Raw genomic sequence first — 13,482 nt, 5'->3', positions numbered from 1 at the left:
GAACGACTCCGGCGAATTGCGCGGCAATACTCGGGCGGGAGGAAATATCTCGTAAGTAGCTGGTGCTCGCGCGCGTCGTCGAAGCGCAGCGCCTGCATGTATCGACGTGAAGAAGTGCTTCCTTCGTCTTCACGCGAACGCGCTTGGAGTGAGTAGTATGAGCGTAACACTCGAAAAGCGGCGCAAAGTCGCGGAGTTGGAGAATTTTGAACGGCGGATACTCCAAGAGAAGCGGCGCCTCTTAAGAGAGCTCGAAAGCTTGGAAAAGCCCTTCCGCAACACGCGCGCGATGGCCTGGATCAAGGATTTTTCGAGCGACGTCGCTGGCGAGTGGCGCGCGGTCCAGGGCGCCGCATCATTTAGAGCGCCGATCTGGTTTTATGTCGTCGCCGGGGCCATCCTGCTCGGAGGCGTCGGCGGCGTCGCGACTCTCGCGCTAAGAGGCGCGCCCGCGCCGCGCGCCGATGGCGCGACGCTGCGTCAGGTCGAAACGCCGACGACGCCTGTGCGGATCGAGCCGCCGCCGGCGCCCGTGACTGAGGCCGCGCAAGCCGTCGACGTCGCGCCATCCTCGGCGCTTACGGTTAGCGCGCCGCCGGACACAATTGCGTCTCCCGCGCCGTCGACGCCCGACTCCAAGGAGCTGAAAGAGCGGCTTCTGGAGGCACAGGCCGCGGCGGAGCCCCTGCCCGAGCCGCTGCCGCCGCCCCAAAAAACCGACGTTCCCGCCGCCGCGCCAGCGCTCGGCGCGGCGACGGTTCCGCCGCTCGGCGCGGCGCTGCCGAAAACCGCCTTCGACGACGCGCCGCCAGTTGATGCGGCCGCGACGGCGGAGCCGGACGAGGAGGCGCCCGCGACGCGCAAAAGTCAGCGCGAGGACGAGCCCGCCGACGAAGGCCGCCGCGCAAAATGCTTTGTAAAGGTCGATGGACGGGTTCTCTTCGAGCGCAGCTGCATGCTCCGCCAGCCCACGCGCTCGACGCTGACGCTCAACGCCGGAGACGACGCCGTTGTTCTGACGCAAGATCATGGACGGACGTGGACGGCGAGCCTTGGCGGCCGCAGCCTCGGCAAGGTCTATCGGACCGGGGCGTGCTGGGGCCGGCGTCGCCAAGTCTTCATCTGCGCGAAGGGCGCCTGAAGCGCGCCGGGCCTATCGGCTTTTCGCTCACGTAGAATAATCGGAGGGCGCGGCGCGCCCGCCGGCAACTTTGGATACAATGGCAGCCCCGCCGAACGTTAGCGGCGGGGCTTTTGCGTTTTCTCAAAGGCGTGAATTCAACTTTTTCAATGGAGGCCAGGTTGAATTTCAAACATCATATCGCGACCGCTTTCGCGCTCGCCGCCATATTGTTTTCAGGCGTCGCTCTGGCGGAGGAGTCAGAGGAGAGGGTTGTGAAGGAGGCGATCGCGCTCTTTCGCGCCTTTGGAGTCATGCACCCTAAAGGGACTCCCAATTCATTGCCGCGCTGCTTCTATGTAGCGAGCTGGAAATCCGGGAGCATTCCCGAAGGTTACTCGCGTAAATATTTCGGGATCAAAGCGCTGGCGGGACTTACGGCAGAGGCTCCTGAAAATGAGGTCAGAAAAATCTTCGATCCCGAAGGTCAGCAGCCTGACGCTTTTTGCACCGAGGAAGAGTTTCAAGAACATTTGAATGCTGTGCGCGACATGTTGAAGGACGAGCATAAGCTCGCGGACAAGAGTTGGATTTTTGAATCATCCCGTGTTGGAGAATATAGGACTCGTGATGTATTGCATAAAGAATTTAGTTTTCCAGTGTTCGACACAAAATTCCGCAGGGCTGCGTTCCTTGTAAACATCTCAGAAAGCTATTTCAGACGTTCGAAGGACGGCGGCATAGGGCGCGGCGCGCCCGAATTCCTTTACGCGGTGGTAATTTTCGAAAAGCGCAACGGCGTTTGGCGAGAAATCGAGACATCGGTTCTCGGGCAAACGTAAGTCTCGACCGTCAGACTATCATTTGCGGCGCGCGGGCTTCCGCTCACGTTCCTTTTTCGCCCGCGGTGGCGGCGCGCGGCGTTCGCCGCCGCTCACGACTTCGAAACGCAAGGCGCCGGCGATCGGCGCCGCCTCGATCAGCTTCACTTCTATAATATCCGCCAGCCGGTAGCTGACGCCGGAGCGCGAGGTGAGCGCATGGGCGGCCTCGTCGTAGGCGTAATATTCGCGGCCCAGCGTCGCCGCCGGCACGAAGCCGTCGGCGCCTGTCTCGGCGAGGCGCACGAAAAGCCCCGATCGCGTCACGCCGGAAATGCGCGCCTGAAAGCGCGCGCCGATCTGGTCGGCGAGATGATGCGCGATGAGCCGATCGACGGTCTCGCGCTCAGCCGCCATCGCGCGCCGTTCGGCGGCCGAGATGCGGGCGGCGATCTCCGCGAGTTCGCCAACCGGCATCTCCGGCAAGGCGCCTTCGCCGAGCTTCAAGGCGCGAATGAGCGCGCGATGCACGATCAAATCGGCGTAGCGGCGAATGGGCGACGTGAAATGCGCGTAGCGACGCAGATTGAGGCCGAAGTGCCCGTAATTCTCATGCGTGTATTCCGCCTGCGCCTGCGTGCGCAGAATGATCTCGTTGACGATGTTCTCATGCTCCAAGCCCTTCACGCGATCGAGGATCACATTGAAATGCGCGGGGCGCAGCGCTTGGCCCTTGGCGAGCTTGACGCCGATCGTCGCGAGAAATTCCGAAAGCGCCGAGACCTTTTCGCGCGAAGGTTCATCATGCACGCGATAGATCAGCTGCTGGCGATGCTGCTCCAAGGTTTCGGCCGCCGCGACGTTGGCCAGAATCATGAATTCTTCGATGAGCCGATGCGCTTCGAGCCGCGGCGGAATGATGACGCGGTCGAAGGAGCCGTCTTTCTTCAACAGGATCTTGCGCTCGGGCAGATCGAGATCGAGCGGCGCGCGCAGATTGCGGGCGTGCTGCAGCGCCTCATGCGCGGCGTAAAGCGTCCGCAGCACCGGGGCGAGCAGCGGCTTCGTGGTTTCATCCGTGCGGCCCTCGATCGCGTCCTGCGCCTGCGCATAGGCGAGCTTGGCGTGCGAGCGCATCATCACGCGATGAAAACTATGGTCGATCTTCCTGCCCTTGCTGGTGACGCGCATGCGCACGGCGAGCGCCGGCCGATCTTCGTTGGGCCGCAATGAGCACAAGTCATTGGAGATGCGCTCGGGCAGCATCGGCACGACGCGATCCGGGAAATAGACCGAATTGCCGCGCTCCAAGGCGTCGCGGTCGAGCGCCGAGCGCGGCGTCACATAATGCGCGACGTCGGCGATCGCGACCGTAAGGACGAAGCCGCCGTCATTGTCCGGCGCAGTGTCGAGCGCGGCGTGAACCGCGTCGTCGTGGTCCTTGGCGTCCGGCGGATCGATGGTGACGAGCGGCAGATCGCGCCAGTCTTCGCGGCCGTGCAGAGACGCGTGCTGCGCGCGCTCGGCCTCCGCCGTCGCCTCGGCGCGAAACACATCCGGAATGTCATGCGCGCGCAGCGCGATGAGGCTCACCGCCTTTTCGCCCGTCACCGAGCCGAGCGTTTCGCGCACGCGGGCGCGCGGCGCGCCAAAGCGCGTCTTGCCGATGAGATCGATCGAGACGAGGTCGCCGTGCTTGCCTGCGCCGATGTCGGCCGCCGCGACGGCGAGTTCGCGTCCCGCCTGCTTCTTGTCGATGGGTTCGATGCGGCCGGCGCCATTCGCCTCGATATGCAGCACCCCGAGCACGCGTTGACGCTGGCGCGAGAGGAGTTTGACGACGCGTCCGACATAGGGCGGCTCGTCCGGTCCGGCATCGCGGTCGGGCTCGGCGCGAACCAGCGCGCGATCGCCGACGCCGGGCAGGGGCTCGCCCGGCCTTGCGCGGCGCGGCGCGTGGATGCGGATGCGCGGCGCCGGCCCCAGCTCGTCCTCGTCCCATTCGACAGGCGCGGCGATCATCTCGCCGTCGCGGTCGCGCGCGATGATGTCGACGAGCGCGACCGGCGGCAGCGTCCCCTTGCGGGTCACGCGCTTGCCGCGCTTTTCCAGAACGCCTTCTTCGGCGAGTTCGGCGAGCATGCGCTTAATCGCGATGCGGTCGTCGCCGGCAACGCCGAAGGCGCGGGCGATTTCGCGCAGGCCGATCTTGCGCGGCCCGCCCGCCTCGGTTTCACGGGCGATGAAGGCGAGAATGTCTTCGCGAGAGGGGGCGTGTTTTTCTCTATCTTTTTTTGCCAAAGGCTCGCTCAAACAGGGCGGAAGTCGTCAGGCTATCGTCGTCACTCTGGATTCCCGATCGCGCGCGCAAGCGCGCGTCGGGAATGACATCCGTCAGTTCGACCGGATTCCTTGTCAAACATATAGGATGCCGGCGCCGAAATCGAAACGCCGCGCCAATCCTACTTCGCTGCGGCCTTCTTCGCCGCGGGCTTTTTTGCAGCCGGCTTTTTCGGCGCCGCCTTCTTCGCGGACGCCTTCGCCGCCTGTCCTACCGGTCGCGAATCCTCGAAGGGCGTCGCGTCGCTCTCTTCGATCGTCTTCCTGGTTTTCGGCGCCGCTTTCCTTGCCGACGCCTTTTTGGCCGGCGCTTTTTTCGCCGATTTCTTCGGCGCGCCGCCCTTGGCTTCGATCAATTGCAGGGCCTCTTCCAGAGTCACGTCCTCGGCCGAAGCGCCCTTGGACAGCGTCGCGTTGATCTTGCCCCAATTGACGTAAGCGCCGAAGCGGCCCGGGCGCACCGTGACCTTGCCGCCCTCGGGATGCTCGCCCAGCAAGCGTCCCCCGCCGCCCGTCGCGCCGCCGCCAGCAGCCTTCTCGGCGAGAAGCTCGAGCGCCTGTTCGAGCGTCAGCGACGCCTGATCGACGGCGCGCGGGATCGTGGCGTTGACCTTGCCCCAGTTCACATAAGGACCGAAACGGCCGGCCTTGACGGTCACCGATCCGCCCTGAGGGTGATCGCCCAGCACGCGCGCCGGCTCCGAGGACCCGCGCGAGAAGCGGGAGCCGCCCGATTCCTTTTGCACGATGAGATCGATGGCGCGGTTGGCGCCGATGCTCAGCACGTCGTCGTCGCGGCCGATATTGGCGTAGGTCTTGCCATGCTGGACATAGGGCCCGAAGCGCCCGATGCCGGCGACGATCGGATCGCCGCTCGTCGGATGTTTCGCGACTTCACGCGGCAGCGCGAGCAGGGCGATGGCCTGCATCAGCGTCAGATCGTCAGGCCTGATGCTCTTGGGGAGCGAAGCGCGTTTGGGCTTTTCGCCGCCTTCTTCCTGCTCGCCTTCCTGCACATAGGCGCCGAAGCGGCCATCCCGCAGCGTGACTTCCGCGCCGGTTTCGGGATTGACGCCTAGGACCTTCACGCCCGGCCTCGCCGCGTCGGCGGCGTCGCCCGTCGGCGGCGATAGCGTGCGCGTGTAGCGGCATTCGGGATAGTTGGAGCAGCCGACGAAGGCGCCGAATTTGCCGACTTTCAGCGAGAGCTGACCGCTATTGCAGGCGGGGCAGAGCCGAGGATCGCTTCCGTCCTCCTTCGGCGGGAAGACGTGGGGACCCAGCAGCTCGTTGAGGCTGTCGAGCACCTCGCTGACGCGTAGATCCTTGGTGCCGTCGACGGCCGCCGAGAAATCTTTCCAGAAGTCCCGCAGCACCTGCTTCCAGTCGATCTCATTATTGGAGACGAGGTCGAGCTTTTCTTCGAGGTCGGCGGTGAAGTCGAATTCGACGTAGCGCGAGAAGAAGCTTTCGAGGAAGGCGACGACGAGGCGTCCCTTGTCCTCGGGCACCAGGCGCTTCTTGTCGATCCGCACATAGTCGCGGTCGCGCAGCACGGCGAGCGTCGAGGCGTAGGTCGAGGGGCGCCCGATGCCGAGCTCCTCCATGCGCTTGACGAGCGTCGCTTCTGTGAAGCGCGGCGGCGGCTCGGTGAAATGCTGGGTGGCGTCGATTTTTTCGCGCGTGCACGGCTCGCCCTGCGCCATCGCCGGCAGGCGACCGCCGTCGTCGTCCTCGCCGTCGTCGCGGCCTTCCTGATAGAGTTCAAGAAAGCCTGGGAAGCGAATGACCTGACCCGTCGCGCGCAGCTCCAACGCGCGGGCTCCGGCTTTGGCGTCAATGTCGACGGTGGTTCGCTCCATCTCGGCCGACTCCATCTGGCTGGCGATGGTGCGCGTCCAGATCAGCTCATAGAGCTTGGCCTGCTCGGGTTCGAGATATTTGGCCACTTCCTTGGGCAGTCGCGTGGGGTCGGTCGGGCGGATCGCCTCATGGGCTTCCTGCGCGTTCTTGGCCTTCGTCGTATATTTACGCGGAACCTTGGGAACGAAACGGTCGCCGTATTCCCGGCCGATGACGCCGCGCACGCTGGCGACCGCCTCGGGCGCCATGTCGACGCCGTCGGTACGCATATAAGTAATGAGACCCGCCGTCTCGCCGCCAATGTCGACGCCTTCATAGAGCCGCTGGGCGATGCGCATGGTGATCGCCGGCGCGAGCCCGAGCTTTCGCGACGCCTCCTGCTGCAAGGTGGAGGTCGTGAAGGGCGCGTAAGGGTGGCGCTTGACGGGTTTCGCCTCGACCGAGCGCACGACGAAGGCGGCGGTCTCCAGCGCCTTCCTGAAGTCCTCGGCTTCCTGGCCCGCGCCAATGTCGAGCCGCGAAATCTTCTTGCCGTCGGCGCCGACCAGTCGCGCCGTGAAGGGTTCGCCCGCCTTGGTCTTCAGATGAGCAACGAGCGACCAATATTCGCGTGCGACGAATTTCTCGATTTCGAGTTCGCGGTCGCAGACGAGGCGAAGCGCGACGGACTGCACGCGGCCGGCCGAACGGGCGCCGGGGAGTTTGCGCCACAGCACCGGCGACAGGGTGAAGCCCACGAGATAGTCGAGCGCGCGGCGCGCGAGATAGGCGTCGACCAGCGCCTGATCGATCTCGCGCGGATGCGCCATCGCCTCTTGGATCGCGGCCTTGGTGACCGCATTGAAGACGACGCGCTCGATTTTCTTGTCCTTGAGCACGCGCTTCTTGTTCAAAATGTCGAGCAAGTGCCAGGAGATGGCCTCTCCCTCACGGTCGGGGTCGGTCGCGAGGATGACTTTGTCGGCGCCCTTCACCGCCTCGGCGATGGCGGCGACGCGCTTTGCGCCCTTGGCGTCCATTTCCCAGACCATGAGAAAATCCTGGTCGGGATCGACCGATCCGTCCTTGGCGGGAAGATCGCGAACATGGCCGTAGCAGGCCAACACATTGAAATTCTTGCCTAAATATTTGTTGATCGTCTGCGCTTTGGCCGCTGATTCGACGATTACGACATTCATTTCGTGATCATTCCAGGAGGCGCGCCGGCTTGGCGAGCGGCGGAAGATGGTCAAAATGGGCGCCCCCTGTCAAATTGGCTAGCCCAGGGGCCTGAAGGAAAGCTGCGCCATGGAAACGCCGATTAGGTCCCTGTCGGCCGCAGTCGTGGCGGCGGATGTCGCCCCTCGAGCCAAGCGCTCGAGCTACCCTGACCCGTTCGCGGCGCGGGTTCGTGGGCGCGAGAAGCGGTCGCTTGGCGACTTTTTTGGCCTGACCAATTTTGGCGTCAATCTCACGACGCTCGCCCCCGGCGCGCAGTCCGCGCTGAAGCATCGCCACAGCCGGCAGGACGAATTCGTCTTTATCCTCGATGGAGAGCCGACGCTGCTGCGCGACGATGAAGAGATCCTCCTGCGCGCTGGCATGTGCGCGGGATTTCCGGCGCGAGGGCCGGCCCACTGCCTCGTCAACAGAACCGATCGCGACGTCGCCTATCTGGAAATTGGCGACCGGTCGGCTGGCGACGCGGCGAGCTATCCCGACGACGACCTCGCCGCGGCGCTCGGCCCGGACGGCCACTGGGTCATGACGCATAAGGACGGCCGCCCCTATTGACGCGCGTAATCGCGCGACTTGGCTTGCTCGCCATGACGCCCTCCTGTATGAGCGAGCCCACGCGGCGCACGCCGTGCTAAGGCCTCGTGGCGGAGTGGCTACGCAGAGGACTGCAAATCCTTGTACGGGGGTTCGATTCCCTCCGAGGCCTCGCCTTTCTCACGCGAGAAATTGGCGCCGTCAATTTGAAGGCGCGCGCTTAGCGATAGCGCAGATGGAGCGGACCGCGCGGCCGACACGCGCTGCACCTGGGTTCGTTTTCTTCGCAGTTGCGGTATAGTTGGGGCGACTTCACATCGAAGAGGGTAATAATGCTGAATGCGTTGATTGCGGATGCGCAGGCGCGGCTGGACCAGGCGCGCCGCGAGTTGAAATCCGCCGTTCTTGATTTCGACGTCTCGGATGACAGGCTCCTGGAACTGCGGGCGTCGGCGCGCCGCGTCTATGACGAACTCAGCGCGCTTGACCGCAAGAAGCTGAAGAGAGGCATTTTCGGCTTTCTGAAAATCTGGTGACCGCTATGCGGCGCGTCGGCTCTTTCGTCGGCCGACGCGCGCTCCATAATTAATTTAGGAGCGCGCGTTCATCGCGCCGCAGAACGAGGTCGCCAGATGATTAGTCCTGAAACGCCTCCCGGCGCCGAGGTGGTTTGCGTAGATGCGACTGCGGGCCCCTATGGTCGTTGCGAGGGCTTGGCCCGTGGCGCCATTTACACGGTCGCGCGGATCGCTCGCGGCATCGATGGCGGTCACGTCGTCATTCTTGGGGAAGTTTCGCCCTGGCGAACCTATGCGCCGCCCTGGGGCGTCGTCGAGGTTGGTTTTGAGCTTCGTCGCTTCCGTTATCTCGATATCCCTGACGAACTGACAAGGCTGCTGCACGAAACGCAGTTGGAGGACGTTTAACCTTCTCGCGTCATTGCGCCGCCGGTCCGTCCTGCGGCGGCGGATCCAGTCGCGGCAGCAGCGGAGCGGCCGCGTCGGAGCGGCGGATGAAGGCTTGCGCGTCCAGCCCCAACGCCAATTCGTCCCAGGGGCCGGCGAGGTCGAGGGCGATGCTTGGCGCCGACTCGGCGGTCAGACCGGCGCTGTCGGCTTTGCGCGCAACGGCTCTGACCGCGAGACTGCGCTCCGGAAGGCGCGCCGAGCCGCCGAAGGCAAGCGTAAAGCCGGGTCCTCGCGCGACGCCCTCGGCGATGTCGGCGACGCCGTTCTCTATCTTTACGGTGGCGCTCGCGGCGTCGAGCGTCGAGCGGCCCGAGCGGATGTCGACGGCGCTCGATAGAGGCCGCGTCTCCAATCGGCGAAGCGCTTTCTCGAGATCGACGCCGGATATCTCGCCGTCGACGAGAGCGACGCTGGCGCGGCCGTTCAGGCTCTGCATCAGCGTGGCCATCCGATCGCCCGTGCCGTCGACCGCGAGAGTCGCGTTAAGCGCTCCCGCCAGAACAGGTTTTCCATAAGCGTCCCAGAGCAGCGGGCCTGCTTCGACCGCCGTAGTTTGCGCATCGGCCCGCAGCGCCAGCCCATCGGGCCCAGGCGCGATCGAGGCCCGAAACTTGAGTCCGCCGCGATAGGCGTGCGCCTGCGTTATCGCGAACTCCGCGGCGCCGTCGCGCAAACTGACTTCGATGGCGGCGTCTTCGACCTTGAGCCGGCCAAGCCTGGCGTGGCCGACGGCGAGATGCAGATCAACGTCCGCGCCGGAGAGGTCCGGGAGATTGAACGGCTGATCACTCCACTGTCCGTTCGCGGCGACAAGCGGCGGCGCGTCGGCGAGAAACGGCCGCAGTGAGAGGAATTCGCTTTGGAGCGCCGCCGTCAGCGTTGGGCGGCCGTCCTCTTTCTGCAGGTCGATATCGCCGCGAAACTCGTTTCCGTCGACAAAGAGACGTGCGCCCTTGAAGTGCGCCTCTCCGGGCGCGAGCGTCGCTTGCGCGGAGAATTGCGCGTCATTGAAGGGGCCGGGCAGGGGCGCGGCGACGCCGAAGAGCTGCAGCGCCTGTTGCGCCGAAGGCGCGCTGGCCGCTGCGCGCCCCTCAAAGCGGGCGTTGGCTCCAAGTTGTCCCACGCCTTGCGCTTCAGCCCGAAGGCTCTTGCCGTCAAGCCGGGTCGTCACAACGGAGGGTTCTCCGCGCAACAACGCTCCCGGACGCGCGACCCATAAGATCGCCTCGAGCCGTTCGCCGTTGAAATCGAACGCGCCGGTCAGGGCCGCCGCCTCGCCGATGCGGCGCCATTCAAAATTCGCGTTGATTCGCTCCAGCGCATAGACGCGGTTGCGGTAGGTGATTCGTGCGTCGCCGTCGACGATCGACACCACCCCAAACCGCACATTATCGGCCGCCGCGGCTTCGAGCGTTGCCGGCTTTGCGGCGGCCGCTCGGGCGGCTGCGCCGGGCGCGCCGGCCGGCTTTCTGTCAAGATCGATGTGGGCGCGCGGCCGTACGAGCTTCACCGACGCGACTCTGAGGCGCCCCGCGATCAGCGGCAGAACGTCGACGTCGCCGCGCAGCTCGCTCGACTCGATGAGCAGCGCGCCATTGCGGTCGGCGAAGGCGACGCCCTCGACCGCGATGCTTGGACGCGGAAAGAGCGAGAAGCTCGTTCGGCCGCGCGCGGCGACATAAAGCCCCGAAGAGCCTTGGAGCTGATCGGCGACGGCGTCCATGAGAGCGCCGGGCGAGAACAGCCACGGCGCAACAACGGCGGCGATCGCCGCCAGGGCTGCCCCCGCCGCCAAGGCCGTCGCCAACAGCCGAAGCGCAGCGCCTGAAGGGCGGCGCGCTCTCAGCGATTCGGAGGGCTTGTCGGTTATGGCGGAGGGCTGCAGCCGCGTGCTCCTGAAGCGAGTCTTGAGACGTCGCTTGTCGCGGCCAAGGGCGGCGATATAGTGGCGAAAGATAGTGACGAAAAGGCTGGGCCTAGCGCTCTTCGGCGCGCGACAGTTCGCTGCGGAGCGCGGTCAGGATTTCCTCGACGTAGAACGGTTTTTCGACCATGGCGTGCTCAAGATGCGCCTCGGGCAGTCCTGCGCGCCCGCACCCCGTCGTGAAAATGAAGGGGCAGCCGCGGGCGGCGAGCGCGTCGGCGACCGGATCAATCTTCTCGTGGCCGATATTGACGTCGAGCAAGGCCAAATCGACTCCGTCCTCGCGGGATAGCCGCACCGCTTCGTCGACGCTGCGCGCCATCCCCGCGATAACTAAGCCGAATTCGGCCAGGGTCTCTTCCAGCGCCAGCGCGATATAGGGATCGTCTTCGACAATCAGCAGCCGTCGCCCGAGCAAAGGATCGCTCGTGCGCTGGGAGTCATCTCTCGGAGCGGCCGAGGACGAAAGGCCGGAGCTTGAAACCGACATGGGTAAATGGTGGGGCGGAATGCCGCAGTTGTCTAGCTTGCGGGCGGCTTTTGCAGTGAATTTGCTGCGAACATGGCGAACGCCGCCCAGACGGCGAGAGCGCACCAGCTCAAGATCGTAAGCCCGCCGCCGATCGGCGCGGCGAGAGGAAACAACTTCCCCGATAAAAAGACCCGGGCGGCAAGGTCGCCCGCGAACAGCGTGACCCCCGCCTGGAGCGCCAGCGCGATAGCCGCGAGCCAATTCGCCTTTGGCCGCGGCGTCGTGCGTATAAGCGCCGCGAGGCCGACGCCGGCGGCGGCGTGGATCATGAGAAATTGGCTTGCGGTCGCGAGAAAAGGACTCGCGTCGGCATGGGCCGCGGCGGCGGCGAGAGACACGCCGGCCGCTCCTTGAAGAGCGGCGATAGTCGCGATGGCGAACGACAGTCTCAAAGGCAAACTCCGTTTCGCGGCTCCGCTGGATGGCGCTCTCAGCCTTAAGGAGAGTCGCAGGCGTCATCGCCAAATTATAGACATCGAGCAGACTCGACCAGCGTTCTTCATGGCGGTTCGACGCGTTCGTCGCATCGCAGATGGGTTCGCTTGTCGCGCGCGTCTCCGCGCCGAGATCGAAGTCGCGCACCCGCCGCGGGTCGAGATCGCGCTTTCAAACAGCGCGCCGACGTCGTGGTCAAGCCGAAGCGCCGACGACATCAACTGTGTCCAGGCTTTCGTCCATACAACCGGTCAGGAGAAGGCCTCGTCTGCATGAAACGTGAGATGCGCGTTATCGACGGCGCGCGCGCACAGCGGCCCAACTCGGCGGCGACATAAGGCGGCGCTCTCGCAAAGCAGGCCGCGCTTTCCTATATTGCCGCATGAAAGTTTGCGGGAGAGAAGAATGAGCGCAATGGGCGTCGTGATTTGTCTGGCGATCGCCGCCTCGGCCGGCCTTGGCTTGTATCTGCGCATGCGGCAGACGGCGACGGTAAACGCCCATCGCGATCAGGTGCCGGCGGATTTCGCGCACGAAGTCACGCTCGACGATCATCGCCGCGCCGCCGAATATACGATCGCAAAAACAGAATTTTCCGTCGCCGAAACGATTTTCGACGCCGTGATTTCTATCGCGTGGCTAGCGCTGGGGCTCGCGCCGCTTTATGCGGCGATCGCCGCCTTCGTCGAACCTGGCCTCGTTCGCAGCGTTCTTTTCGTTCTCGTCTTCGGCGTGATCGGCAGTTTGATCGACATGCCCTTCGCCGCAGCGCGCGCCTTCTGGCTCGAAGAAAAGTTTGGATTCAACCGACTGACGCCGCAAAAGTTTCTCGTCGACCAAGCAAAGTCCGGCGCGCTGGAACTCGCCATTTCGACGCCCTTGCTCTTCGGCATGTTCTGGCTTCTGGGCGCCGCCCCCGACACATGGTGGCTTATCGCCTATGTCGTCTTCATCGCCATCGCGATTGCGATGACAGTGATCTATCCGACCGTCATCGCGCCGCTGTTTAATAAATTTTCGCCGCTTGAAGACGGCGCCATGAAGCGGCGCATGGAGGCGCTGCTCGCCAGATGCGGCTTCGAGTCGAAAGGCCTTTTTGTGATGGACGCCTCAACGCGCTCCACGCATGGCAACGCTTATTTCAGCGGCTTCGGCAAGGCCAAGCGCATCGTCTTTTTCGACACGCTGCTCGAGAAACATTCGCCCGACGAGATCGAATCGATTCTTGCTCATGAACTTGGCCACTTTAAATTCGGCCATGTGCGGCAGATGCTGGCGCTGGCGGCCGCGATCGCCTTCGTCGGTTTCGCTGTGCTGTGGTGGGCCTTCGGCTCGGATGTCTTCGCCGGCTGGTTCGGCCTGCCGAACGACCCCGGCGTGGTGCTCGTCGCGCTGCTGCTTGCGCGAGAGCCGATCTCGCATGTCCTGTCGCCCTTGCTGGCGTGGCGGTCGCGCCGGGCGGAGTTCGAAGCGGACGCCTTCGCCCGCGATATCGTCGGCAAGGAGCCGATGATCTCGGCCCTGACCCGGCTGACGCGCGACAATCTCGCAACGCTGACGCCCGACCCGCTCTACGCCACTTTCTATTTCTCGCATCCGCCCGTGCCGGTGCGGGTCGCGCAATTGCGCGCGACGGCGTAGCGAGCGCGACGCCCGTTGGCCGCGACTTCGTCACGGCGGCGATCCCTTCGCTGTGATCGACGACTGCGATAACGCCGTCGCAGTGA

At 64.6% G+C, this 13,482-nt stretch carries 11 protein-coding genes and 1 tRNA gene; 7 read left to right on the top strand and 5 right to left on the bottom strand.

From position 1 onward, the window contains the following. Positions 1–157: 157 nt before the first annotated feature. Together HUN39_RS05475 and HUN39_RS05470 are read left to right on the top strand one after the other, a co-directional pair. Complete coding sequence (locus HUN39_RS05475) at positions 158–1,141, top strand: hypothetical protein (protein WP_175093472.1); 984 nt, start codon at positions 158–160, stop codon at positions 1,139–1,141. 161 nt (positions 1,142–1,302) lie between these two features. After that, positions 1,303–1,962: a hypothetical protein gene (locus HUN39_RS05470; RefSeq protein WP_175093471.1), complete on the top strand. Its 660-nt coding sequence runs from the start codon at positions 1,303–1,305 to the stop codon at positions 1,960–1,962. Between the two features lie 18 nt (positions 1,963–1,980). Here the strand turns inward: HUN39_RS05470 and rnr are convergent, their stop codons facing one another. Together rnr and topA are read right to left on the bottom strand one after the other, a co-directional pair. Beyond that, positions 1,981–4,242: a ribonuclease R gene (gene rnr / locus HUN39_RS05465; protein WP_175093470.1), complete on the bottom strand. Its 2,262-nt coding sequence runs from the start codon at positions 4,240–4,242 to the stop codon at positions 1,981–1,983. Between the two features lie 161 nt (positions 4,243–4,403). After that, complete coding sequence (gene topA / locus HUN39_RS05460; protein WP_175093469.1) at positions 4,404–7,322, bottom strand: type I DNA topoisomerase; 2,919 nt, start codon at positions 7,320–7,322, stop codon at positions 4,404–4,406. Positions 7,323–7,431: 109 nt separating this feature from the next. Between topA and HUN39_RS05455 the strand changes: the two genes are divergently transcribed. From HUN39_RS05455 to HUN39_RS05440, 4 genes are all read left to right on the top strand, one after another. Continuing rightward, positions 7,432–7,917, top strand: a complete 486-nt coding sequence (locus HUN39_RS05455; RefSeq protein ID WP_175093468.1) for a cupin domain-containing protein — start codon at positions 7,432–7,434, stop codon at positions 7,915–7,917. 80 nt (positions 7,918–7,997) lie between these two features. Next, positions 7,998–8,068: transfer RNA gene (locus tag HUN39_RS05450), tRNA-Cys, on the top strand. Positions 8,069–8,228: 160 nt separating this feature from the next. Further along, positions 8,229–8,432 (top strand): hypothetical protein, encoded by a 204-nt coding sequence (locus tag HUN39_RS05445; protein ID WP_014892641.1) that lies wholly within the window; start codon positions 8,229–8,231, stop codon positions 8,430–8,432. 96 nt (positions 8,433–8,528) lie between these two features. Continuing rightward, entirely contained in the window at positions 8,529–8,822 is a 294-nt protein-coding gene (locus HUN39_RS05440; protein ID WP_014892642.1) for a hypothetical protein, read from the top strand. 10 nt (positions 8,823–8,832) lie between these two features. On the opposite strand, the gene HUN39_RS05435 is transcribed toward HUN39_RS05440, so the two are convergent. The 3 genes from HUN39_RS05435 to HUN39_RS05425 all read right to left on the bottom strand — a co-directional run bounded on the left by HUN39_RS05435 (position 8,833) and on the right by HUN39_RS05425 (position 11,712). Beyond that, positions 8,833–10,659: an AsmA family protein gene (locus tag HUN39_RS05435; RefSeq protein ID WP_175093467.1), complete on the bottom strand. Its 1,827-nt coding sequence runs from the start codon at positions 10,657–10,659 to the stop codon at positions 8,833–8,835. Positions 10,660–10,840: 181 nt separating this feature from the next. After that, positions 10,841–11,206 (bottom strand): response regulator, encoded by a 366-nt coding sequence (locus HUN39_RS05430; RefSeq protein WP_232365934.1) that lies wholly within the window; start codon positions 11,204–11,206, stop codon positions 10,841–10,843. Positions 11,207–11,310: 104 nt separating this feature from the next. Further along, positions 11,311–11,712, bottom strand: a complete 402-nt coding sequence (locus HUN39_RS05425) for a DUF423 domain-containing protein (RefSeq protein ID WP_175093465.1) — start codon at positions 11,710–11,712, stop codon at positions 11,311–11,313. A 448-nt stretch (positions 11,713–12,160) separates the two neighbouring features. Between HUN39_RS05425 and HUN39_RS05420 the strand changes: the two genes are divergently transcribed. After that, positions 12,161–13,396 (top strand): M48 family metallopeptidase, encoded by a 1,236-nt coding sequence (locus HUN39_RS05420; RefSeq protein ID WP_175093464.1) that lies wholly within the window; start codon positions 12,161–12,163, stop codon positions 13,394–13,396. Positions 13,397–13,482 lie beyond the last annotated feature (86 nt).

Source organism: Methylocystis silviterrae, from assembly GCF_013350005.1.
GTDB lineage: Bacteria > Pseudomonadota > Alphaproteobacteria > Rhizobiales > Beijerinckiaceae > Methylocystis > Methylocystis silviterrae.
This window is presented reverse-complemented; position numbering and strand designations above follow the sequence as displayed.

Bases quoted from the DNA above. Each gene is read 5' to 3' on its own strand.
- HUN39_RS05475 (WP_175093472.1), top strand. From the start codon at position 158: ATGAGCGTAACACTCGAAAAGCGGCGCAAAGTCGCGGAGTTGGAGAAT.
- topA (WP_175093469.1), bottom strand. From the start codon at position 7,322: ATGAATGTCGTAATCGTCGAATCAGCGGCCAAAGCGCAGACGATCAAC.
- HUN39_RS05455 (WP_175093468.1), top strand. From the start codon at position 7,432: ATGGAAACGCCGATTAGGTCCCTGTCGGCCGCAGTCGTGGCGGCGGAT.
- HUN39_RS05445 (WP_014892641.1), top strand. From the start codon at position 8,229: ATGCTGAATGCGTTGATTGCGGATGCGCAGGCGCGGCTGGACCAGGCG.
- HUN39_RS05440 (WP_014892642.1), top strand. From the start codon at position 8,529: ATGATTAGTCCTGAAACGCCTCCCGGCGCCGAGGTGGTTTGCGTAGAT.
- HUN39_RS05420 (WP_175093464.1), top strand. From the start codon at position 12,161: ATGAGCGCAATGGGCGTCGTGATTTGTCTGGCGATCGCCGCCTCGGCC.